Origin of the sequence: Grimontia hollisae CIP 101886 (assembly GCF_000176515.1) — a bacterium.
GTDB classification, from domain to species: domain Bacteria; phylum Pseudomonadota; class Gammaproteobacteria; order Enterobacterales; family Vibrionaceae; genus Enterovibrio; species Enterovibrio hollisae.
Window position 1 is genome coordinate 960578 of record NZ_ADAQ01000011.1, and the last position, 22956, is coordinate 983533.

21 protein-coding genes are annotated in these 22956 nt (G+C 51.3%); 12 read left to right on the forward strand and 9 right to left on the reverse strand.

All coding sequences use genetic code 11. The features are described 5' to 3' along the window. Positions 1-10: 10 nt before the first annotated feature. Positions 11-1450 carry a transporter substrate-binding domain-containing diguanylate cyclase gene (locus VHA_RS10555; protein WP_005504063.1) on the forward strand — a complete coding sequence of 480 codons (1440 nt, stop codon included), beginning with the start codon at positions 11-13 and terminating at the stop codon, positions 1448-1450. Between the two features lie 54 nt (positions 1451-1504). Here VHA_RS10555 and VHA_RS10560 read toward each other — a convergent pair whose 3' ends face one another. Continuing rightward, positions 1505-2878, reverse strand: coding sequence for a PhoH family protein (locus VHA_RS10560; RefSeq protein ID WP_005504064.1), 1374 nt, complete (start codon positions 2876-2878; stop codon positions 1505-1507). A 355-nt stretch (positions 2879-3233) separates the two neighbouring features. Between VHA_RS10560 and rapA the strand changes: the two genes are divergently transcribed. The 3 genes from rapA to VHA_RS10575 all read left to right on the forward strand — a co-directional run bounded on the left by rapA (position 3234) and on the right by VHA_RS10575 (position 7987). Then, positions 3234-6152: an RNA polymerase-associated protein RapA gene (gene rapA / locus VHA_RS10565; protein WP_005504065.1), complete on the forward strand. Its 2919-nt coding sequence runs from the start codon at positions 3234-3236 to the stop codon at positions 6150-6152. 116 nt (positions 6153-6268) lie between these two features. Further along, a complete protein-coding gene (gene rluA, locus VHA_RS10570) occupies positions 6269-6991 on the forward strand; it encodes a bifunctional tRNA pseudouridine(32) synthase/23S rRNA pseudouridine(746) synthase RluA (protein ID WP_005504067.1) in 723 nt (240 codons plus the stop codon). A gap of 42 nt (positions 6992-7033) precedes the next feature. After that, entirely contained in the window at positions 7034-7987 is a 954-nt protein-coding gene (locus VHA_RS10575) for a D-2-hydroxyacid dehydrogenase (RefSeq protein ID WP_005504069.1), read from the forward strand. An 11-nt stretch (positions 7988-7998) separates the two neighbouring features. On the opposite strand, the gene djlA is transcribed toward VHA_RS10575, so the two are convergent. Further along, positions 7999-8826 (reverse strand): co-chaperone DjlA, encoded by an 828-nt coding sequence (djlA, locus tag VHA_RS10580; RefSeq protein ID WP_005504070.1) that lies wholly within the window; start codon positions 8824-8826, stop codon positions 7999-8001. 161 nt (positions 8827-8987) lie between these two features. Here djlA and lptD point away from each other — a divergent pair, with 161 nt between their 5' ends. Genes lptD through apaH form a run of 6 tightly spaced genes read left to right on the forward strand, consistent with a single transcriptional unit; the run spans position 8988 to position 15704 of the window. Beyond that, positions 8988-11339, forward strand: coding sequence for an LPS assembly protein LptD (gene lptD / locus VHA_RS10585; RefSeq protein WP_005504072.1), 2352 nt, complete (start codon positions 8988-8990; stop codon positions 11337-11339). Between the two features lie 26 nt (positions 11340-11365). Then, positions 11366-12676 (forward strand): peptidylprolyl isomerase SurA, encoded by a 1311-nt coding sequence (gene surA / locus VHA_RS10590; RefSeq protein WP_081456018.1) that lies wholly within the window; start codon positions 11366-11368, stop codon positions 12674-12676. After that, on the forward strand, positions 12663-13658 hold the full coding sequence (pdxA, locus tag VHA_RS10595) for a 4-hydroxythreonine-4-phosphate dehydrogenase PdxA (RefSeq protein ID WP_005504075.1): 996 nt from the start codon (positions 12663-12665) through the stop codon (positions 13656-13658). The genes surA and pdxA overlap by 14 nt, the downstream gene beginning before the upstream one ends. Next, positions 13655-14461, forward strand: a complete 807-nt coding sequence (gene rsmA, locus VHA_RS10600; protein WP_005504077.1) for a 16S rRNA (adenine(1518)-N(6)/adenine(1519)-N(6))-dimethyltransferase RsmA — start codon at positions 13655-13657, stop codon at positions 14459-14461. The genes pdxA and rsmA overlap by 4 nt, the downstream gene beginning before the upstream one ends. Positions 14462-14484: 23 nt before the next feature. Then, a complete protein-coding gene (apaG, locus tag VHA_RS10605) occupies positions 14485-14859 on the forward strand; it encodes a Co2+/Mg2+ efflux facilitator ApaG/CorD (RefSeq protein WP_005504079.1) in 375 nt (124 codons plus the stop codon). A gap of 8 nt (positions 14860-14867) precedes the next feature. Then, entirely contained in the window at positions 14868-15704 is an 837-nt protein-coding gene (gene apaH, locus VHA_RS10610) for a bis(5'-nucleosyl)-tetraphosphatase (symmetrical) ApaH (RefSeq protein WP_005504081.1), read from the forward strand. Between the two features lie 13 nt (positions 15705-15717). Here the strand turns inward: apaH and folA are convergent, their stop codons facing one another. From folA to rplU, 6 genes are all read right to left on the reverse strand, one after another. Next, positions 15718-16200, reverse strand: coding sequence for a type 3 dihydrofolate reductase (folA, locus tag VHA_RS10615; RefSeq protein ID WP_005504083.1), 483 nt, complete (start codon positions 16198-16200; stop codon positions 15718-15720). 38 nt (positions 16201-16238) lie between these two features. Continuing rightward, positions 16239-16715 (reverse strand): threonine/serine exporter family protein, encoded by a 477-nt coding sequence (locus tag VHA_RS10620; RefSeq protein ID WP_172465022.1) that lies wholly within the window; start codon positions 16713-16715, stop codon positions 16239-16241. Continuing rightward, the gene (locus VHA_RS10625; protein WP_040528645.1) at positions 16700-17467 is read right to left on the reverse strand and encodes a threonine/serine exporter family protein; all 768 of its coding nucleotides are present in this window, start codon (positions 17465-17467) and stop codon (positions 16700-16702) included. Before VHA_RS10625 ends, VHA_RS10620 begins: the two co-directional genes overlap by 16 nt. A gap of 132 nt (positions 17468-17599) precedes the next feature. Continuing rightward, positions 17600-18775 carry an Obg family GTPase CgtA gene (gene cgtA / locus VHA_RS10630; RefSeq protein WP_005504087.1) on the reverse strand — a complete coding sequence of 392 codons (1176 nt, stop codon included), beginning with the start codon at positions 18773-18775 and terminating at the stop codon, positions 17600-17602. 387 nt (positions 18776-19162) lie between these two features. Beyond that, positions 19163-19420 carry a 50S ribosomal protein L27 gene (gene rpmA / locus VHA_RS10635; protein WP_002536479.1) on the reverse strand — a complete coding sequence of 86 codons (258 nt, stop codon included), beginning with the start codon at positions 19418-19420 and terminating at the stop codon, positions 19163-19165. A 17-nt stretch (positions 19421-19437) separates the two neighbouring features. Then, on the reverse strand, positions 19438-19749 hold the full coding sequence (rplU, locus tag VHA_RS10640; protein ID WP_005504089.1) for a 50S ribosomal protein L21: 312 nt from the start codon (positions 19747-19749) through the stop codon (positions 19438-19440). Between the two features lie 268 nt (positions 19750-20017). On the opposite strand from rplU, the gene ispB reads away from it, so the two are divergent. After that, positions 20018-20989: an octaprenyl diphosphate synthase gene (gene ispB, locus VHA_RS10645; RefSeq protein WP_005504091.1), complete on the forward strand. Its 972-nt coding sequence runs from the start codon at positions 20018-20020 to the stop codon at positions 20987-20989. Positions 20990-21054: 65 nt separating this feature from the next. On the opposite strand, the gene mdh is transcribed toward ispB, so the two are convergent. Then, the gene (gene mdh / locus VHA_RS10650; RefSeq protein ID WP_005504093.1) at positions 21055-21990 is read right to left on the reverse strand and encodes a malate dehydrogenase; all 936 of its coding nucleotides are present in this window, start codon (positions 21988-21990) and stop codon (positions 21055-21057) included. Between the two features lie 333 nt (positions 21991-22323). Between mdh and argR the strand changes: the two genes are divergently transcribed. After that, the gene (argR, locus tag VHA_RS10655) at positions 22324-22794 is read left to right on the forward strand and encodes a transcriptional regulator ArgR (protein ID WP_005504095.1); all 471 of its coding nucleotides are present in this window, start codon (positions 22324-22326) and stop codon (positions 22792-22794) included. Positions 22795-22956 lie beyond the last annotated feature (162 nt).

Sequence of the window (22956 nt, forward strand, 5' to 3'; positions counted from 1 at the left end):
GAGTTCATTTATGTACACACTCCGCCAGCTTGTTTCCCTTGCGCTGACGTCAGTCCTTTTTTTGCTCTCCCCATTCACATGTGCTGAAACCCAAAGGCTGATCGTTACTGGCTCTTCAACGTGGCAGCCTTTCTCATTTATCAATGGGTTGGGAGAACCTGATGGCATCATGGTCGACTTTTGGCGCCTTTATGGCAATGTCAACAATGTTGCTATTACCTTCGAATTAAAGCCGTGGAGCGACTCACTCGATTACGTAAGGACGACACCTGGCGTCGTACATGGTGCGCTGGGATATACCAGTGATCGGGCGAAAACACTCACCTTTTCCCGGGAACTTCCGCTAAAAGACTACAAGGTCAACCTGTTCGTTCAAAAAGATCTGCCATTCGATGCTTTGCATGCATTGGACTCGACCGTTATTGGTACTGTTAAAGACAGCACAAAGCACGCTTTTTTGCAGTCCCGCATCCCTGAGCAGAACATTCGCCTGTTCCCTACTTTCAGTTCATTGAATGATGCCGCTTACCGTGGAGAAATCGACGTGTTCATTGATGATTTGAACACCGCATTATACGAGATGCGTCATTCCGGTCACCGGGGGCTGTTCACTCCACGCCAGACACTGTATTCGTTCCCTTTGCACTTTGCAGTCAGCAAAGATGCACTGGCGATGGTTGCAGAGATTGAGCGTGGCCTGGATAACATCACTCAGGAAGACGTTGAGGCTATCTACAACAAATGGCTACCCCAGAATAAGCAACATTCGACTCAGTCCTGGCTGGACAAAACGTTACAATATCTGATTTTTACTGCCTTATTGATCATTGCTACCGTAGGGTTGCTCTTTTACCACTGCTTGCTGAAAAACCGGACGGTAGCGCTAAAAAACGCAATCAAAGCCCTCAAGGACTCTAAACGACAATTAGAATGTGCGACCCAAAACGACCCCCTGACCGGTGCCAAAACCCGTCACCAGTTTTTTGCCGCCCTGAGTGAAAAACGCTTTTCACTGTCACCTTATGTGGTTGCCGTGCTGGACATTGATCGTCTCAAACAGATCAATGAAAACTATGGCCAGGATGTCGGAGACATGGCACTGAAACATTTGGCAACCCAACTAAGGCTACAACTCCCTCGTGACACACTTTATGCCAGGTTGAGTGGCGGTAAGTTTGCTATCCTGTTTGAACTTAGCGACAGCAGTCAGGCACAGCGTAAACTGCAACAACTGCAAAAAATGTTGCAACTTAGCCTATTGTATATCGACCAACAAAAGGTACCGCTCACTTTCAGTGCAGGCACTGCCAGCTACCCTTATGACGGGGAAAACGGAGAAGGGTTAGTGCAAATTGCGACGACACGCATGCGCGCCAATAAGCCCACAGCCAGCAATCTGAATACGAACAGCGGAGAAGGCAAGACGCTTACCGAACATCACTGGGCATGATGCACCAACGAAAACACAGGCTGCCGTCAGCAGCCTGTATTTGCTTAGTTCAGGTTAGAGGTTTTCTTCAGCAAACTCTGCCAGGCGACTGCGCACCACACCATTGAGGTAAACACAGGCACTGCCCTCAAAGTTCTTAAATCTTTCGACGATATAGGTTAACCCGGAGGTTACGGGCGTCAGGTAAGGGCTGTCGATTTGCGCCAGATTACCGGAACATACAATCTTAGTCCCCTCGCCACAGCGCGTAATAATGGTCTTCAGTTGAGAAGCGGTTAAGTTCTGGCACTCATCCAAGAGCACAAACGCGTTCTGGATTGAGCGACCGCGCATAAAGTTGATGGATTTGAACTGCAGATTAGCCTTATCCATGATGTAACGCATTGAGCCATCCGCACACTCATCATTTTTGTGCAGTGCTTCTAACGTGTCTGTCACCGCCCCCAGCCAGGGCAGCATTTTCTCTTCTTCAGTGCCGGGCAGAAAGCCAATAGACTCCGCAATTTCCGGCGTATTACGTGTGACAATGATCTTGTCATACATTCCCTTTTCGACCACCTGCTCGAGGGCTGCCGCCATAGCGAGAATGGTTTTACCACAGCCCGCTGGCCCCGTCAGGATGACCAAATCCACATTCGGATCGAGCAAGGCATCCATCGCCATGCCCTGATAAATATTTTTCGGTCGAACCCCCCAGGCTTCACGGTGCATCAAGCGTTCACGGCTGATGTCCTTGATGGTCATTTCCGTGTCAGTCAGGCCAACCACACGTCCGGCAAAATCATCGCTCTCATCCAGCAAATACTGGTTGATAAACGTCGTATCCGCCAACTCTCGCGGAAGGGTATGCAGCGTAGTACGACCACTGTTTTCGGTTTCAACCTGACCGACTTTGTCCCAGAATCCACCGTCAAAGATCTGAAAGCCTTTGGTCAGCAGGCTGACATCATCAATCAACTGGTCTGTACGGTAATCTTCAACATCTCGTACACCCGCGCCTTTCGCCCGTAAACGCATGTTGATGTCCTTAGTCACCAACACTACTTTTCGGGGAGAGCGTTTGGCCTGAAGGTGAAGCACCGCATTCAGGATTCGGTTATCCCCGGCCTTGTCAGCGAACGCTTGTACCGTCTCTTTAATCTGATAGTCAGCGAGAATCGAAACGGTGCCCGTGCTGCCTTCTTTGCCGACAACGATCCCTTCGGCAATTTGGTCTGGGGTGGCATCTTTGAAAATATCTTCGAGGGCCCGGATCGCAACACGTGCATCGCGAGAGACATCACGTTTACTGTCTTTGATCCGGTCGAGTTCTTCGAGGACGGTCATCGGTATGACCACGTCATGCTCTTGAAAGGAATAGATGGCGAAAGGTTCGTGAAGCAGGATGTTAGTATCCAGCACAAAGAATTTCCGATCGGCATCGCCCATAGGCACCTCCTTGGTTGCGTAGGCAGTGGGAATCCCACGTGTTTCCCTGTTCCGTAAGCCAACCACACGCCACGGCAATCAGAGAAATACAGTCACTCAGCCCGAAAACCGGGCGCCTGCATCATCTTAATCGTAAGACAAACTAGCGGGTTTACCCGTCGACCACCCCACATTTTCATGAATTTGTTACCTGTTTGTTATGCCCATCAAATTTCACACATTCACCGTGACCCCGCTCACAAGTTCGAGTACCATTGGCAACCTTTTTCTCCGTACTTATCATGGCCTACACTTTAGTTCGCCCAAAGTACGTCAACGCCAATTTATGTCAGCTTTAACCAGAGGTTTCTCTCCTATGTCTTACGCCCTCGGACAACGTTGGATCAGCGATACTGAAAGTGACCTGGGTCTGGGTACCGTTGTTGCGATTGATGCGCGCACCGTGACCCTGATGTTCCCGGCCAGTGAAGAAAACCGGCTCTACGCCTGTAACGATGCGCCTATTACCCGTGTCATGTTTAACGTTGGCGATACTGTCGAAAGTCATGAAGGCTGGTTTCTCACCGTTGAACGTGTCGACGAAGATAAGGGCGTATTGACCTATGTCGGTACCCGTACTGACACCGGCGAAGGAAATGTGTCGTTGCGCGAGATTTTCCTTAGTCACCAAATCCGCTTTAACCGCCCACAGGATAAGCTGTTTGCCGGCCAAATCGACCGTATGGACCGCTTCGCCCTTCGCTATCGCGCACTGAAAAACCAGTACGAGCAACACAAAAGTCCACTGCGTGGCCTTTGCGGCATGCGTGCTGGCCTTATCCCTCACCAGCTATTTATCGCCCATGAAGTGGGCCGCCGTCATGCACCGCGCGTGTTATTGGCCGACGAAGTGGGCCTGGGTAAGACCATTGAGGCTGGCATGATCATCCACCAACAGGTATTGTCTGGCCGTGCGTCCCGTATCCTGGTGGTGGTGCCAGAAACCCTGCAACACCAGTGGCTGGTTGAAATGCTTCGCCGTTTCAATCTGCATTTTTCCATTTTTGACGAAGAGCGTTGTATTGAAGCGTTTGCCGATGCCGACAACCCGTTTGATACTGCGCAACTGGTGCTGTGTTCACTGGATTTCCTGCGTAAAAGCCGCAAGCGTGCCGAACAAGCGGCGGAAGGTGACTGGGATTTATTGGTGGTAGATGAAGCGCACCATCTGGAGTGGAGTGAAGAAAAAACCAGCCGCGAATATCAGGTAATTGAAAGCATTGCCGAAAACACCCCGGGCGTACTGCTACTAACAGCGACGCCTGAACAACTGGGCCATGAAAGCCACTTTGCCCGCCTGCGTCTGCTGGATCCGGACCGTTTCTACGACTACCAGGCGTTTGTCGAGGAAGAAAAACAGTATGCCCCGGTGGCAGATGCTGTCAGCCAGCTATTGTCAGATGAAAAACTCAGTAACGAGGCCAAAAACAGTATCACGGAGTTGTTGTCTGAGCAGGACGTGGAACCACTGCTACGCATTATTGAAGCCAGCGACATCGATGAAGAGCAGCGCCGTGATGCCCGTAATGAACTGATTGATAACCTGATGGACCGTCATGGTACAGGTCGCGTGTTGTTTCGCAACACCCGCGCAGCCATTCAGGGCTTCCCACAGCGCCACCTGAATCTGCATCCACTGGCATTGCCAAACCAATACCAGACCGCCATGCGTGTTGCGGCCATGATGGGCGGCAGCAAGCAATCGCTGGAACAAAAAGCCATCCAGTGGCTGTACCCCGAAGATATTTACCAGCAATTTGAAGGCGAAAGCGCCAGCTGGTGGGGCTTTGACCCACGCATCGACTGGCTGCTGAGCCTGCTTAAGTCAAACCGCCAGGAAAAAGTACTGGTGATCTGCTCCCGCGCACAAACTGCCCTGTCACTGGAACAGGCACTGCGCGAGCGTGAGGGCATCCGCGGCACGGTGTTCCACGAGGGGATGTCGATTCTGGAGCGCGACAAGGCTGCGGCATACTTTGCCCAGGAAGAAGCCGGTGCTCAGGTACTGATCTGCTCGGAAATCGGTTCCGAAGGCCGTAACTTCCAGTTCGCCAACCAGTTGGTGATGTTCGACCTGCCAATGAACCCGGACCTGCTGGAACAACGTATCGGCCGCCTTGACCGTATCGGCCAGCGTCGCGATATTGAAATCCATGTCCCTTACATGGAAGGCACCTCGCAGGCACTTCTGGCGCGCTGGTACAACGAAGGCCTGAACGCGTTTGAAGAGACCTGCCCGACTGGCCGCGCCGTGTTTGAACATGTTCAGGAAGAATTGTTGCAACTGCTGGCCAAAGGCAGTCTGGACGATTCGCTGGATTCCCTGATTGAAACCAGTGCAGAGATGCACCACAGGCTGAAAGCAGAGCTGGAAAAAGGCCGTGACCGCCTGCTGGAGATGCACTCCAACGGCGGCGAGCAGGCCAAGGCACTGGCAGACACGATCCGTACACACGATGGTGACACTAACCTGGTGACGTTTGCACTGGGCCTGTTTGATACCATAGGTCTAAATCAGGATGACAAGGGCGAAAATGCTATCGTCGTGACACCGTCTGAGCACATGCTGGTCTCCAGTTATCCGGGGCTGTCAAGCGAAGGCTGCACCATCACGTTCGACCGCGAAACGGCACTGTCTCGTGAAGATCTGCACTTTATCAGCTGGGAGCACCCGATGATCCAGGGGGGTATCGATCTGCTGCTATCAGAAGATGTCGGTACCACAGCCGTCTCCCTGCTGAAAAACAAAGCCCTGCCTGTGGGCACTCTATTCCTGGAGCTGTTGTATGTGGCAGATGCGCAGGCACCGAAAAGCTCAGGCATTCATCAGTTCCTGCCAGCAACCCCAATCCGTGTATTGCTGGATGCCAAAGGGAACGATCTGGCGGCGCAGGTGGAATTCGAAAATTTCCACCGTCAGTTGAGCCCGGTTAACCGCCATCTGGCGAGCAAGCTGGTGTCTTCGGTACAAAAACAGATCCATGGCCTGATTGAGATGGGTGACCCGCTGGCGGAAAAACAACTGGCCGTTATCAAAGAAGCGGCGGAAGCGGAAATGACGTCGAAGCTGCGCGCCGAACTGGATCGCCTGCAGGCCCTTAAGGCCGTAAACCCGAACATCCGCGACGATGAACTGGAAGCGATTGAAACCCAGATGGATGAACTTCGCGGCTACATCAACCAGGCACAGGTCAATCTGGATGCGCTTCGCGTGATTGTGGTCAGCCACCAGTAATCGCACAACACGGCATACACAAGGCACTGCTCCGGCAGTGCCTTTGTTTATTTACCGGACTTCTCTTTCCGTAGCAGCATGCTAAACTGCCGCCCGTCTAAACGTCGAGCAGCACCATGAGCGATTTTATCTATAACCCGCCAACAGCCCCCTGGCTGGATGTTATCTATCAGGATGACGACATCATTGCTATCAACAAACCGAGTGGTCTTTTGACCAACCCGGGGCGTGATCCTGCCCACTATGACAGCGCATGGTCGCGCATCAAGGCAGAATATCCAGATGCTGAACTGGTGCACCGGCTCGATATGTCGACATCCGGCCTGATTGTGTTTGCCAAGCATAAAGAGGCCGAACGCCACCTCAAGGCGCAATTTCGTGAGCGTGTCACCCACAAGCTCTACTATGCCCGCGTCTGGGGACACGTTGAGCAGGAGAAAGGCCGGGTTGATCTGCCACTGATTTGTGATTGGCCCAACCGCCCGAAACAAAAGGTGTGCTTTGAAAACGGTAAACCGTCAGTGACCGATTACGAGGTCATTAAGCGCGAAAAGAAAACTACCCTGGTGCGGCTTTTGCCTATCACCGGCCGCTCCCATCAGCTTCGTGTGCACATGCTGGCGCTTGACCACCCGATTGTGGGGGATGAATTTTATGCCCCCCCACAAGCACAGAAATACTCTCCGCGGCTCCAGCTTCACGCTGGTGAGCTTTGTTTCCTGCACCCAGGTAGCGGAGACCCCATGCATTTGGCAGCGCCTTGCGATTTTTACCGTCAGGCACCGGGAGACACACTGGTGCAACGGGGAATTAAAGCAGATCCGCTGCAATTGAAGTAATCAGGTATTCCGCTTTACACTGGCGGAAAAAGGAAGTCCGCCATGGAAAAGATTGTCTTTCTGGATAGCGCCACTATCCCTGCCCACATCCGTATTCCCTCCCCCGCATTTCCCCACCAATGGGAAAGTTTTGAGGAAACCTCACCTGATCAGGTTGTCGACAGGCTCAAAACGGCGACCATCGCCATCACCAACAAAGTGGTGCTCCGTGGCGAGATCCTCAAACAATTGCCTGCGCTGAAGCTGATTGCCGTCGCAGCAACCGGCTACAACAATGTTGACCTTGAATGGTGTAAAGCCCATAACCTGCCGGTATGTAACATTCGTGGCTACGCCACCCGCTCAGTACCCGAACACGTTATGGCCCTCGCCTTTGCATTAAGGCGCAATCTCAATGCCTACCACCGTGATATCGAGCTTGGCGTCTGGAAGGAGAAAAACCAGTTTTGCTTTTTCACCCATCCCATCGGCGATATCCAGGGTGCAACACTCGCCATTGTTGGTTCAGGCAGTCTTGGGCAGTCGGTCGAAGCGCTGGCCAACGCCGTCGGTATGAAAGTGATCCGTGCAGAGCGCAAAGGTGCAGCATCTATCCGTGAAGGCTATGTATCATTCGATAGCGCACTGGAGAGTGCAGATATCCTGACTCTGCACTCTCCGTTAAGTGACGCGACCCGACACCTGATTGGCGAGCAAGAACTGGCAAAAATGAAATCCACGGCCATTTTGATTAACACTGGCCGCGGCGGTTTGGTGGATGAACAGGCGCTGGTTGAAGCACTAAAACAAGGTGTGATAGGAGGTGCCGGGGTAGATGTGTTTACCGAGGAGCCCGCCACCATGCGTAATCCTCTATTAGCCCATGCGGGAATGCCAAACCTTATCCTCACCCCCCATGTTGCCTGGGGCAGTGATTCTAGCATCCAGGCGCTTGCCAACCAGCTCACCGACAACCTCAATGCCTTTGTGGCAGGACACCCCCAGAATTTGGTCTAAGGGGAAAGGGCTTATTTGAAGCCCTTTTCTTTCTTGATCAGATCGTAGGCTGCCTGGATTTCCTGGGCTTTCTGTTTTGCCATCTCCATCATTTCCGGTGGGAGGCCCTTGGCGGCCAGTTTGTCCGGGTGGTGTTCGTTCATCAATTTACGGTAGGCACGCTTAACCGCCTGGGCATTGGCGGTTTCATCCACCCCCAGGATTTTGTAGGCATCGGAAACGTTCGGGCCACCAAACCCTGACTGCCATTGTTGCTGCCCCTGATGGTAACCGCCTTGTTGCTGGTAGAACTGATACGCGGCTTCCTGCATGGCCAGACGTTGCTCCAGTTGCTGGCGGGAAAAACCCAGACTGCTGGCGACGGTATACAACACCTGTCGCTCACTCGGGTGGATAGAGCCATCGGCGTAGGCCGCCTGAATTTGCACCTCCAGGAAAAACTGGAGCAGGTCAAAGCGGCCACCACAATTGCGCCTGACTCCCTCTAGGGTATCTTCCAACGGGAAAGTAGCATCTTTTCCTTCCCGGAAAGCATCCTGTGCCTGGCGTCTGGCCTCACCATGCAGCCCCATGCGATCCATTAGGGTTGTCGCAAGGCGGATTTCGCTCTGTGTCACCTGCCCTTTGGCTTTTGCAACATGCCCCATCACTGCAAAGGTCGCATGAAAATAAGCCTGTTGGCGGGCTTGCTGGCTTTGGCCCTGGAAGCCAGCGCCAAATGACACGTTTTGTCGCGCTTTGTCGAACTTATGGCCCAAAAACAGGCCTAACAATAAACCGAATGGACCACCCAGCAGAAAGCCGAAGAATGCCCCCAATACTTTTCCCCAAACCGCCATGATTGATTCTCTATTTGATTAATTTATCTCGTTTAAGCCAGCAAGCAGGTGCCGAGAAGCATGATTTGCATTATCATAACACCCATTTTTCAGCAAAAATTTGCCAGGACGCAGCGCAAGAGTATACCAGTGCTGTAAGACAACAACAGGATTGAGTTTTAATGTCACTGACTGCCAGAAGTTTAGTATCTCTGATGATTTGCCTTGCCCTCCATGGCCAGGCCATGGCGACAGAAAGCCAAGTCACTCACGGCAGCACAGAACCGCTGACGCTCCCTAACGGGAAATGCCTTGCACCAGAATATCGCTGTAACCCTGCCAAAGGTTCAGCAGAAGATATCAACAATTTACCCATCAAAATTGAAGCTGACAGCGCTGAAGCCAAAGCCAACGAACGGGCAATTTACCGTGGCGATGTTGTCGTCACGCAAGGCAACCGTACCGTCAAGGCAGACACAGCGACACTGCGTCAACCGGAAAATATTGTCACTGCGGATGGCAACGTTTACTTCCATGACGGGGAAATTGCGGTTTCCGGAAAGTCCCTGCAGACCAATCTTGACAACGAAGACACAACCCTGACCGAAGCCTACTACAAAATGATGTGTACGCCAGGCCGTGGTCAGGCAAAGCGTGTATTTAAAAACGGCACCACTTTCTATGAAATGGAAGACGGTACTTACACCACGTGTCCTGATGATGATAAAAGTTGGCGATTCAGTGCTGGCAAGCTGGAAAAAGAACAAGGGGACATTTTCGCCAATCTGTACCACGCCCGTTTTGAGGTGTTGGACACCCCGGTGTTTTATCTTCCCTACCTGAGGGTTCCGGTGGAAGACGGTCGGCTAACTGGTTTCCTGTATCCATCTGTGAGCTTGAATGATACTGACGGTTTCGAGCTAGAAACGCCGTTTTACTGGAATATTCACCCTCAGGCAGACATGCTTATCACACCAAGATACATGTCCAACCGCGGTCTGTTTATGACTCTGGAACCCCGCTACCTAACCGAATATGGCAGAGGCAGTTTGGTACTGGAGTATATGGGGAGTGACAGACTTTACCCGGAGTTTGATAAAAGCTGGGGCGTTAACTGGCGTCATGCCGGTATTCAGGATCACTGGCTTTATGATATTGACTACAGCAAAGTCAGTGACTTCACGTATTTTAACCGCCATACCGATTCACGTGTGGGGAGCCGCGAAGACAATACATTACTGCAAACAGGCCAGGTCTCGTACCGCGATCTGAACTGGGATTCCACACTGACCGTCCGTGACTTTCAGCCATTGAGCCCAAACACGCCAGTGTATCGTCTATTGCCACAACTGGCGATGAATTACTACCGCCCGGATACCAGGTACGGGTTGGACTTTTACATACCCGCTCAAATCAGCAAATTCGCCACAGACGATAACCGCAAGCCCGATGCCCTGCGAATCAATATCGAACCCACTGTTGTCTTACCGTATAACCTGCCCTGGCTCAGTGCCACGGCAGAAGGCAAGGTGTTCTATACCTATTATGACCAGTCGAACATTAAAGGCGTAACCGGGGTAAACGGTGAAAAGCTCGATGAAACCGTTTCCCGTGCAGTGCCAATGGCAAGGTTGCATGCCATGGTCACACTTGAGCGTAACGGCGCATTTTTCGATACCCCTTACACCCAGACACTGGAGCCACAGGTACAATATTTGTATATCAAAGATGTCGACCAGTCGGGTATTTATAATCCGGTGAACTACTCCGGTGGTGGTTATGACACAGCACGCTTGCAAACCGACTACTATGGCCTGTTTCGTGCCAACCAATACAGCAGTGTGGATTATATCAATCCAGCAAACCAGGTGACCGTCGGTGCCGCCACCCGCTTTTTTGATAACGGATACAAAGAACGGTTTAATCTGGCATTTGGACAGATTTATTATCTGGACAGGTTTGCTGATCAGCAAGATACCTCGCTGAACTATTCCGCCTGGGCGATTGAAAGTGAGCTAAACCTGAATGACCACCTGTTTGTCCGTGGGTCGATGGAATACGACAGCAACCTCAACGATCTCCAGTTTGCCAATGCCACGCTGGAATATCGTGATGGCAGCATCTTTGCCCAGACCAGTTACCGCTATGTGGCCAAGGACTACATTGCCAGCACCGTGGGATTCAACAATCTGGATCAGATCACCGAAGACGGCATTTCACAGGTGGGTCTGGTCACGGGTTTCCCCATTGCTGACGGCGTCACTGTCCGCGGGCAGTACTTTCATGATTTAACCCAGGACCTGATGCTGGAAAACCAGTTCGGTATCACCTACCACTCCGATTGTTGGGTGATAGGTTTAAGTTACAACGAATACCTGTTGTCACGCGGTAATATCAATGATGAGGCACGTTACGACAACAACATCAGTCTGTCATTCAGCCTGCTTGGACTTGGCGCAAACGCAGGATTTGGTTATAGCTCAGCAAGTGGCAACGCATTGGGTTACCGCAATCCGTTTGGCCTGAAAAACTAGGGGCTGTTGACCCTACTATTGAGATTTTGGAACAGCACATGAAAAAATGGACGAAAGTTTTACTGGCCGCAGCAATCTCTGCCAGCTCGCTATCTGTTTCTGCTTCACCGGCAGAGCTGGATCGTGTGGTCGCTGTGGTTAATGATGGCGTGATCCTGTCAAGTGATATCGATGCACTGGAGAAAACCGTTGCACTCAATGCTGATCAGGCCAACCTGCCGCCAAAAGACGTGTTAGAGCAACAAATTCTTGATCAACTCATCCTGGAAGAACTGCAACTCCAGGAAGCCAAACGACTCGGGATCCGGATCGATGACACACGTCTTGAGCAAGCGATTAATTCGATTGCCAAAGAACGAAATCTCTCCGTCAGCCAGTTACAAGAACGGTTAAAGCGCAATGGCATTTCCTGGTCTTCCTACCGCGATCAAATCCGCCGAGAAATGACCATCAGCGAAGCGCGTAATGCACAGGTACGCCGACGCATCAGTATTCTTCCCCAGGAAGTGGAATCGCTGGCATCACAACTGAATGCTAAAAACCTTGAGAACGTAGAATACCGCCTCAGCCACATCCAGTTGCGCCTGAATGAAGGGGCAGAAAAAGAAGAGCGTGAAATCGTCGCAGAAACTGCCAACAGGCTGGTCAAAGAGCTGAAAGACGGCCGCGATTTTGCTGCACTGGCACTGGCTAATTCAAAAGGCCCCAAAGCGTTGCAGGGCGGCGACTGGGGCTGGATGCGCCTGGAGGAAATGCCAACGATCTTTGCCGATCAAATCAAAAATAATGGTAAGGGCGCTATCATTGGCCCCTTCCGCAGTGGCGTGGGTTATCACATTCTGAAAATTACCGATGTAAAAGGCTTGAAATCCGTGGCAGTGACAGAGGTAAAGGCACGTCACATTTTGATCAAACCTTCCATTGTGCTCAGTGATGATGGTGCGAAACGCCAGCTCAACCAAATGATCGCCCAGATTAAAAAAGGCGAGAAATCATTCGAGGATTTAGCGAAGCAATACAGCGCTGACCCAGGCTCTGCGGTGAAAGGCGGCGATCTTGGCTGGCAAACCTCTGAACTTTATGTGCCTGAGTTCAAAGATAAAGTCGATACCTTACCGGAAGGCGAGATCAGTGAGCCCTTCAAAACCGTTCATGGCTGGCACATTGTACAAGTGTTAGATCGCCGCCAGGCAGACCGCACTGATACGGCGATGCAAAACCGCGCGTACGGCATGCTGTTAAATCGTAAGTTCAATGAAGAAGTCCAGGCATGGCTTCAAGAACTTCGTGCAGGTGCGTATGTGGAGCAGGTAGGAAGCCTAAATGAAGAGAGTTAATGTACAACGCATTGCGATCACACCGGGCGAGCCCGCGGGTATCGGCCCGGACTTGGTACTCGCACTGGCCCACGATCACTGGCCCCATGAGCTGGTTATTTGTGCCAACAAAGAGATGTTGGCAGCAAGGGCAAAACAACTGGGTATTGATGTCCGTTTTCAGGATTACGATCCGCAGGCTGCCCCTCACCCCCATCAACCCGGTGTACTGGTTGTCTGTGATGAACCGCTGGAAGCTGAAGTCGTTGCAGGCCAGCTCAACGAAGCCAATGGACATTATGTACTGAACACGTTGGCAAGAGCGGCAGAAGGTAATATGCAGGGGGAGTTTGCCGCCGTTGTCACCGGCCCTGTCCATAAAGGGGTGATCAACCGTGCAGGCGTTTCTTTCAGTGGTCACACCGAGTTTTTCCAGCACCATGCCAATGTTCCACAAGTGGTGATGATGCTGGCAACCGAAGGGTTACGTGTCGCTCTGGTAACAACACACATTCCCCTGGCCTATGTGTCCAAAGCGATCACGGAAGAAAGGCTGTTTCAGGTAATTAGTATTCTTAACGATGACCTGAAGTCCAAGTTTGGTATCGCAGAACCCAACATCTATGTCTGCGGCCTCAATCCCCATGCCGGTGAAGATGGCTGTCTGGGACGTGAAGAGATTGACATCATTGCGCCTGCACTTGAAAAACTGCGTGAGCAGGGCATCAACCTTATTGGCCCTCTGCCGGCAGATACCCTGTTTCAGGACAAATACCTGAAAGACGCTGATGCCGTGCTTGCGATGTATCACGATCAGGGGTTGCCTGTGTTAAAATTCAAAGGATTTGGAAAGTCAGTCAACATCACACTTGGTCTGCCTTTCATCCGAACTTCAGTAGATCATGGTACCGCATTGGATTTAGCAGGTACCGGAACGGCGGATACTGGAAGCCTGCGGACAGCGCTATCCCACGCCCTCGAATTAGTAGAAAAGAAAGCATGAGCGATAAAGTCCATCTTGGTCACCGCGCCCGTAAGCGCTTTGGCCAAAACTTCCTGAACGATCCGTACATCATTGATGGCATTGTTTCTGCCATTAATCCGCAGCCAGGTGAAAACCTGGTGGAAATCGGCCCGGGCCTGGGCGCATTGACGGAGCCAGTTGCCCGTGAAGTCGATAAGCTGAGTGTGGTAGAGCTTGACCGCGATCTGGCCGAGCGTCTGCGTAACCACCCTGAACTGGCAGACAAACTGACCATCTATGAAGGCGATGCGATGAAGTTCGACTTTACGCAACTGTCGTCCGATGACAAACCGCTGCGCATTTTTGGCAACCTGCCCTATAACGTGTCGACACCACTGATGTTCCACCTGTTCAGCTTTGCAGGAAAAGTAAAAGATATGCACTTTATGCTGCAAAAAGAAGTGGTTAACCGTCTGGCTGCTGGCCCTAACAGCAAAGCGTACGGTCGCCTGACTGTGATGGCGCAATACTACTGTAAAGTGGTACCGGTGCTGGAAGTGCCACCCTCTGCGTTCAAACCTGCCCCCAAAGTAGACTCTGCGGTAGTGCGCCTTGTTCCACACAAGGAATTGCCACACCCAACCACCAGCCTGAAATGGCTGGAGCGTGTTTGCCGGGAAGGGTTTAACCAACGTCGTAAAACGGTACGTAACTGCTATAAATCACTGATTGACGCAGACACCATGGAGTCCTTGGGCATCGACCCTTCGGCGCGACCGGAAAGTCTGACGCTGGCCCAATTTGTCGCATTGGCAAACTGGATGGATGCTAACCACCCATAATTATTTCGGGGAACACTTCAGGGATGAGAAACAACAATTTTATGGTTCGAGTGAAGACGCATTATGTACAAGAGCAGTCTGAGCCGGATAAAAAACGTTATGTGTTTTCCTATACGATCACCATTGAAAACAATGGAGAGCGACATGCTCAACTCCTTCGCCGGAAATGGTTAGTCACCGATGCCAATGGCAAAAAACTGGTGATTGAAGGTGAAGGGGTTGTGGGCGAACAACCGTTAATTGAGTCAGGCGACGCATACACCTACACCAGTGGTACCATACTGGAAACACCAGTGGGCGTGATGCAGGGTCATTACACCATGATTGACGTTGAAGAACAGGAGTTTGATATTGAGATCTCACCGTTTCGTCTGGCACTTCCCAACATTCTTCATTAGGAGCACCCGTGGCGACTTACCTTGTCGGAGATATTCAAGGCTGCTTTGACGATCTGAAAATCCTGTTGGAGGAAGCCAACTTCGATCCGGTGCAGGATCATCTCTATATCGCCGGTGATCTCGTCGCAAGGGGACCAGACTCCCTGTCCGTATTACGTTTTGTAAAGTCTCTGGGCAACCATGGCCACACCGTTCTGGGTAACCACGATCTGCACTTGCTGGCCGTGTCAGAGGGGATCATGAAGCCCAAAAGCAAGGACAAGACCCTGCCCATTCTGGAGGCCGATGATCGGGACGAACTTCTGAATTGGTTACGCCATCAGCCATTGCTTATTCATGTTGAACACAGCAACAGCCGTGCACCTGGCTTTATCATGACTCACGCAGGGATCCCCCCCAGCTGGAACAGGGACACCGCAATACAGTGTGCACACGAGGTAGAAGCAATTTTACAAAGTGATCGCTATGTCTGGCTGCTGGAAAATATGTATGCCAACGAACCATCGTTGTGGTCAAACGATCTGGAAGGGATAGACAGGTATCGCTACATCATCAATGCGTTGACACGGATGCGTTTCTGTGACCCTGACGGTCGCCTGGATATGACGTGCAAGCTGCCACCGGAAAAAGTGGAAGATAATGCCTTAGTCCCCTGGTTTGCGATGAAAAACCGCTGTCCTATCAAAGAAACCTTGGTATTTGGTCACTGGGCAGCACTGGGAGGCGTGTTGACCAATAACCTGCTTGGCCTCGACACCGGGTGTGTCTGGGGTGGCTCTCTGACCATGGTGAGATGGGAAGATGGGCAACGGTTTTCGCGCCCTTGTCCGGTTTATTCAGCCTGAATACAGAGCGGGATTACTCCCGCTCTAACACCACAAATTCCATGTTGTAACGGTTCTTTTCATCCGCAACAAAAGCGGTTTTTTGAACCTCTAACCAGCCTTCCCCCCAATCAGGAAAACAGGTATCGCCCTCGATGTCGGCATCGATAAAGGTGAGGTACAGTTTATCGGCCCGGGGCAGACAGGCGGTATAAATCGCACCGCCACCGATAATCACGGCTTCTTCAACCGCACCGGCCAGCGCGATAGCAGCATCAATGCTGGTGGCACTTTCCACGCCTTCCGCAGCCCAGCTTTCATCTCGGCTAATGACGATGTTACGGCGTCCGGGAAGAGGGCGACCAATAGACTCATAGGTTTTACGCCCCATGATCACGGGTTTGCCCAGGGTATTTTGCTTGAACCAGGCAAAATCGGCAGGCAGATGCCAAGGCATGGCGTTGTCTTTGCCTATCACCCGCCCTTTTGCCATCGCGGCAATCATGCTGATCTTCATCGGCTCAGGTATCCTTCATTTTCCAACAGCACGACATGCTACACCACCGGCTTACGGCGGTAAAACAAAAGCCCGGGCATCGCGAGCCCTATCGCCAATGCCGCAATGATAAACAGGGATTTAATGGCGTTGTTCATCAAGGTCGCCCAGAGCGCATCGCTGTATCCGAGGCTGTTTATCTCCACCAGAGCGATCATGGCTTTGAATGCGAATACGCCCGGCACCATGGGGATAATAGCAGCTACCGTAAACACCTTTGGATGTGCCAGCAACCGCTGTGACCAATAAACGCCAATCATACCGACCAGGGTTGCACCAGCCAGCGTTGCCCATTCAATACCTACTCCATAATGCATCAGTAAAAAGCGGCTGCCATGGCCAAGTGCTCCAAGTACAGCGCAGTACTTTAAGGCCTTGACCGGGACATTGAAAACCAGGCCAAACCCGATAGCAGGAATCGCGGCAAACAGCATGTTGTGCAACAGGTCAAACAGCAGACTCATAACCACCCCCATACGCCGGTAAGATTCATGGCCCCAACAATGCCAAGACACGTTGCAAGAGTCAGCAGGCTGGCAAATACCCATCGCGCTATGCCCATGTTCACATAGCCTTTCACCATATCCGAAACCGCATTGATCAAAGGAAAACCGGGCACCAACATCAACACCGAAGAGGCCATAGCAAGATACGGTTGATTCCCTACATGATGCATGGCTCCCACACCAGAAACCAACGTCGTCACAAAGGCGGTAATACCAAAATTCAGCAGCGGGTTGAAATGGCGATGGGCAATTTCCTGCCTGACCAACATGCCGACAAAAGAGGCCAGCAAGGTAATCCCAAATACTGCCCAGTCCCCACCGGAAAGCCGGCTGAAGCTGGCGCAGGCCAGTCCTACCATCACAGCCACCAGCCAGCGGTTATAGCGGTCTGGTGACAAGCGTGACAGTCGCGCTTTGACACCTTCACGATCCAGCAGCCCTTTTTCAGCCATAATAAGAATACGCTGGATCTCAGTGATCACCCACATGTTAATGCCTCTATCCGGACAACGTCTGGCCGTGGTAATACAGTGTTGATGGGTGATCGTGGTGATCACCATCGAACTGGCTGACAGCGAAAGTTCCACACTGTCGAGCCCCAACGCTTCCCCGAGCCGGCAACAGATATCACTGACCAATTTACTCTCTGCACCATGCTGCAATAACATTTGACCGGTATGACTGACCAGTCTGGACACCTCACGCTGTGTTGATTCATCCATCCAGATTGCCCCCTGCACCTCTTTGTCTCCCAAAACGGACGGTTCCCCTGTTTTACGCGACCAGCCCCGGTTTTACATTGATTTGGGCGAAAAAAAACCGCCTTTCCAAAAGGCGGTTTCTGTTTATGCCGATTATGGACGATAGATGATTTCCACGTCGTAATCGTCTTCGTTCCAATCATCCCAGTCGTCATCATCGTCATCAAATTTCGACTGCTTCTTGATTTCCTGCTCGTGGTAATCGTCCCACTTAAATTCCACTTTGGCTTCTTCTGCTGCCACTTCAGGTTCAAGCTCAGGGGGCAAGGATTCGATGAATTCCATCAAATCATAAGTCAGTTGCTGGGTATTGCCTTTATTGATGGCAGAAATCGCGTAGTACGGCTCATCCCAGCCCAGCGCATCAAGGACACGATCAATTTGTGCCTGCGCTTCTTCTTCTGACATCAGGTCAATCTTGTTAAACAGGATCCAGCGCGGCTTTTCAGCCAGCTTTTCGCTGTAGCGCTGCAATTCTTCAATGATCGTGAACGCATTGTCGACCGGATCAGAGCCATCTACCGGCATCAGATCAATCATGTGCAGCAGGACACGGCAACGCTCAAGATGTTTCAGGAAGCGAATGCCAAGACCAGCCCCTTCTGCCGCCCCTTCAATCAAGCCAGGGATGTCAGCCACGACAAAGCTCTTGTTATCGGCGACACGCACCACGCCAAGGCTCGGCACTAAGGTGGTAAAGGGATAATCCGCAACTTTCGGTTTCGCGGCCGATACCGCACGGATAAAGGTCGATTTACCGGCGTTTGGCAAACCAAGCATGCCAACATCCGCCAACAAAAGCAGCTCAAGACGCAAGTGACGAAGCTCGCCCTTGGTACCCATCGACTTCTGGCGCGGAGCGCGGTTTACTGATGATTTGAAACGGGTATTACCCAGACCGTGCCAGCCGCCTTTCGCTACCATCACTTTCATGCCGTGATGAGTCAGGTCAGCAATGGTTTCGCCAGTATCTTCGTCAATCGCACGGGTACCGACAGGGACATTCAGAACCAGATCGTCACCGCGTTTACCGGTACAATTGCCACCGCGGCCATTTTCGCCGCGCCCTGCCGCATGGAAGCGCTCAAAGCGATAATCAATCAGGGTATTCAGGTTTTCATCAGCCAGCAGATAGACGTCACCGCCGTCGCCACCGTCACCACCGTCAGGCCCCCCTTTCGGCACGTATTTTTCACGACGGAAGCTAACGGTACCGTTACCACCATCACCGGCTTCTACGCGGATCACCGCTTCATCTACAAATTTCATTTTTCTTCTCCATACCCTGCACAACCCACCTGACAGGAGGTATTACGTGATTTTGGGTTAACATTGGCGATTGAGCAGCACCCTGATGGCGCACATCTGGCCGATGATCCTCTCTCCCCAATAAAAGATCTTAGGATCAAAAACCGTGTTGCGTTCAGTCTTGCCACTTATCGTATGCCTGCAGATACCGCCGTGATACCTGTGGCATCTGCGTGACGAGAGTCCTTTCAAGCCGCACATGCTTGTGCCACACGCGAAATTCGCTGCTGAGCCGCCTGAGCTTTAGATTGCTGTTGTATAGTTAAATCGCTTCATCCAAAAGCCACTTAACTATGCAACAAAAAGCCCCGCCGTAAGGCAGGGCTTCAAAATCAGTATCGAGTGCTATTATTCAGCTTCGATGCTAACGAATTTACGGTTCTTAGGACCTTTAACTTCGAACTTCACTTTGCCGTCAGACAGAGCGAACAGAGTGTGGTCTTTACCGCAACCTACGTTAGTGCCAGCGTGGAACTTGGTACCACGTTGACGAACGATGATGTTACCTGCCAGAACAGATTCACCGCCAAAGCGCTTAACACCAAGACGTTTACTTTCTGAGTCACGGCCGTTACGAGTCGAACCGCCAGCTTTTTTGTGTGCCATTTATCTCTTCTCCTAAATTAAGCGCTGATGCCAGTGATTTTGACTTCAGTGAACCACTGACGGTGGCCCATTTGCTTACGAGAATGCTTACGACGACGGAACTTAACGATTTTCACTTTGTCGCCACGACCGTGAGTAACTACTTCAGCAGTTACTTTTCCGCCTGCTACGAACGGCGCACCAACAGTGATTTCTTCGCCGTTAGCAACCAGCAGAACAGAATCAAACTCAACAGTTGAGCCAGTTTCAACGTCTAGCTTTTCCAAGCGAATAGTTTGGCCTTCGCTTACACGGTGTTGTTTACCACCACTTTGGAAAACTGCGTACATGGTTTTCTCCGCATTTCCGCACAGCCTACTGCGTGTAAAAAGTGTGCAGTGAGGGGTGCGCATTTAATTCATCAATAGGGCGCGAATTCTACGGTAAGATTCGCTTGCTGGCAAGGGGGGTGTGAAAGAAAATTGGCGAAAACCTGTTCACCGTATTTAACCGCTTATTTTGCCAACATTGATACTGTGTCGAGCAAGGAATTTTAGTGTACTATCATCGCAAAAACGAGAGCAGCAACCTGCAATCTTCCTTGGACCGGACGTATCAATGGATTTTAACACCATCCAAGCACTGACTGCCGATGACATGGCAAAAGTGGACCAAAAAATACTCGCACAACTGAACTCTGATGTCGCGTTGATTAACCAATTGGGTTTTTACATCGTCAGTGGTGGCGGAAAACGCCTTCGCCCAATGCTTGCTGTGCTTTCAGGGCGCGCATTGGGCTATCAGGGTGAAGGACACATCACCGCTGCGGCTTTCATCGAATTTATTCATACCGCGACCCTGCTTCATGACGACGTGGTTGATGAATCCGATCTCCGCCGTGGTAAAGCGACCGCCAACGCTATGTTTGGCAACGCCGCCAGTGTGTTGGTGGGAGATTACATCTACACCCGTTCTTTCCAGATGATGACCGAGCTTCGATCATTGAGGATCCTCGATCTGATGAGCAAAGCCACCAATGTGATCGCCGAAGGTGAAGTGTTGCAGCTGATGAACTGTAACGACCCCAACACCACCGAAGAAAGTTACATGCAGGTGATCTACTCCAAAACAGCCCGCCTGTTTGAAGCCGCCACGCAGATCGGCGCGATCCTCGCCGATGCAAGTGAAGAAATAGAAACAGCGATGCAGGATTATGGCCGTTATCTTGGTACGGCCTTCCAGCTTATCGACGATGTGATGGACTACACGTCACAAGGTGATGAGATGGGGAAAAACACCGGTGACGATCTGGCCGAAGGCAAGCCTACCCTGCCATTACTTCATGCCATGGCAAACGGCACCCCAGAGCAGGCAGCGATGATCCGTGAAGCGATCGAGCAAGGCAATGGTCTGGATAAGCTAGCGCAGATACTTGCCTGTATGGAGGCGTGTGGGTCTCTTGAATACACCCGCCAGCGGGCCGAAGATGAGGCGGATAAAGCCATTAACGCCCTCGCCCCAATCCCTGAGTCTGAATACAAAGAAGCGCTTAAGGCACTGGCTCATATCGCAGTGCGCCGTAAAAAGTAGTATTGGACGGCTTCAAGGACAAAAAAAGCGGCTTTTGAAGCCGCTTTTTTCCGTTCTGGTAAAGATTACTTGACGAACTCTTCACCCAGCGCGATATCTTTGCGCAAAGTATCCAGCATGCTGTCCAGTGCGTTTTGCTCGAATGCACTCAGTGGGCCGTGATCCAAGATCTCTTCCACACCGTTTTTGCCCAAACGAACTGGCTGCGCAAAGAAGCGTGCATATTTGCCATCACCTTCTACGTATGCACATTCAACAATGCCTTGTTCACCTTGGGCTGCACGAACCAGCGCCAGACCAAAGCGGCATGCCGCCTGACCCATAGACAAGGTTGCAGAGCCGCCACCCGCTTTCGCCTCAACCACTTCAGTACCGGCATTCTGGATGCGTGGTGTCAATGCAGCCACTTCCTCTTCGGTGAATTCAACCCCTTCAACCTGAGACAACAGAGGCAGGATGGTCACACCCGAGTGGCCACCAATCACCGGCACACGCACATCACCTGGATTTTTACCTTTCAGCTCAGCAACAAAGGTTTCTGAACGGATGATGTCCAGCGTGGTCACACCAAACAGGCGTTTTTTGTCATACACACCTTTTGCTTTCAATACCTCTGCGGCAATCGCCACCGTGGTATTTACTGGGTTAGTGATAATACCAATCAGTGCTTTCGGGCAAACATCAGCGATTTTTTCACTCAGAGAACGAACAATACCCGCGTTCACGTTGAACAGATCCGAACGATCCATACCAGGCTTACGTGCTACACCGGCAGAGATCAGTACCACATCAGCACCTTCCAGCGCTGGCGTAGGATCTTCACCACAGTAACCTTTGATCGAAACAGGCGTTGGGATATGACTAAGATCAACAGCAACACCCGGCGTGACAGGTGCAATGTCGTACAGTGCCAGATCTGAACCCGCAGGCAGACGGTTTTTCAAAAGCAGGGCTAAAGCTTGACCAATGCCACCAGCGGCGCCAATCACAGCAACTTTCATTTCGTTCTCCTTATTTACGATTATTTTTCTTTCAGACCTTTGGGTCTGCTGACCCTGGATACAGAACCTGTCAGTATTAACATTAACGTGGTTTACTCAACAGCGAACTGCAACCCTGAATACAACACGGCCCTGAGTGCATAATACGTGCGGAGCAGCAGCAATCACAAGCTTGTCAGACTGAGGATAAGCCGCGCTTCTCATTTTTCCCTTCAAAGCACTTACGCCCTGTTGAAAGGTGATAGGTGCGTCACTTTACTGCTGATTTTATTGCCCGTGACTGAATCACTATGCAAGAATGCGCCTTCCTGATACGGGGAAGATAAAAGAAATATGCGCAATTCAGACAAACAAGATCAATTAGTGAAGGCATTTAAAGCCATCCTAAAAGAAGAAAAATTCAGCTCTCAGGGTGAAATCGTGGATGCGCTGAAAGCACAGGGCTTTGAGAACATCAACCAGTCGAAAGTCTCCCGCATGCTGACTAAGTTTGGTGCCGTGCGTACCCGCAATGCAAAAATGGAAATGGTCTACTGTCTGCCGGTTGAGCTTGGTGTTCCAACGACCAGCAGCCCACTCAAAGAGCTGGTCATGGATATCGATTATAACGATGCCCTAGTGGTGATTCACACAGGCCCAGGCGCTGCTCAACTGATCGCACGCCTGCTCGACTCTCTGGGTAAAGCAGAAGGTATTCTGGGTGTGGTTGCCGGTGATGACACCATTTTCATTACCCCAACGCGCTCTACTACCACAGCACGACTTTTTGACGCCGTTTGTGGGCTTTTCGATTATTCTCGCTAAATCAACCAGAACACACAAATAGGCGGGATGATTTTCCTCACATCTCGCCTATGTTTCTATCCATACCTTCACATCCCGCAACAAAACACACGATATCAAGAAGAAGATTTTCTGCTTTTATCTTCTTTGTAGGCCTCAATTCGATGCGAAAGACAATGACAA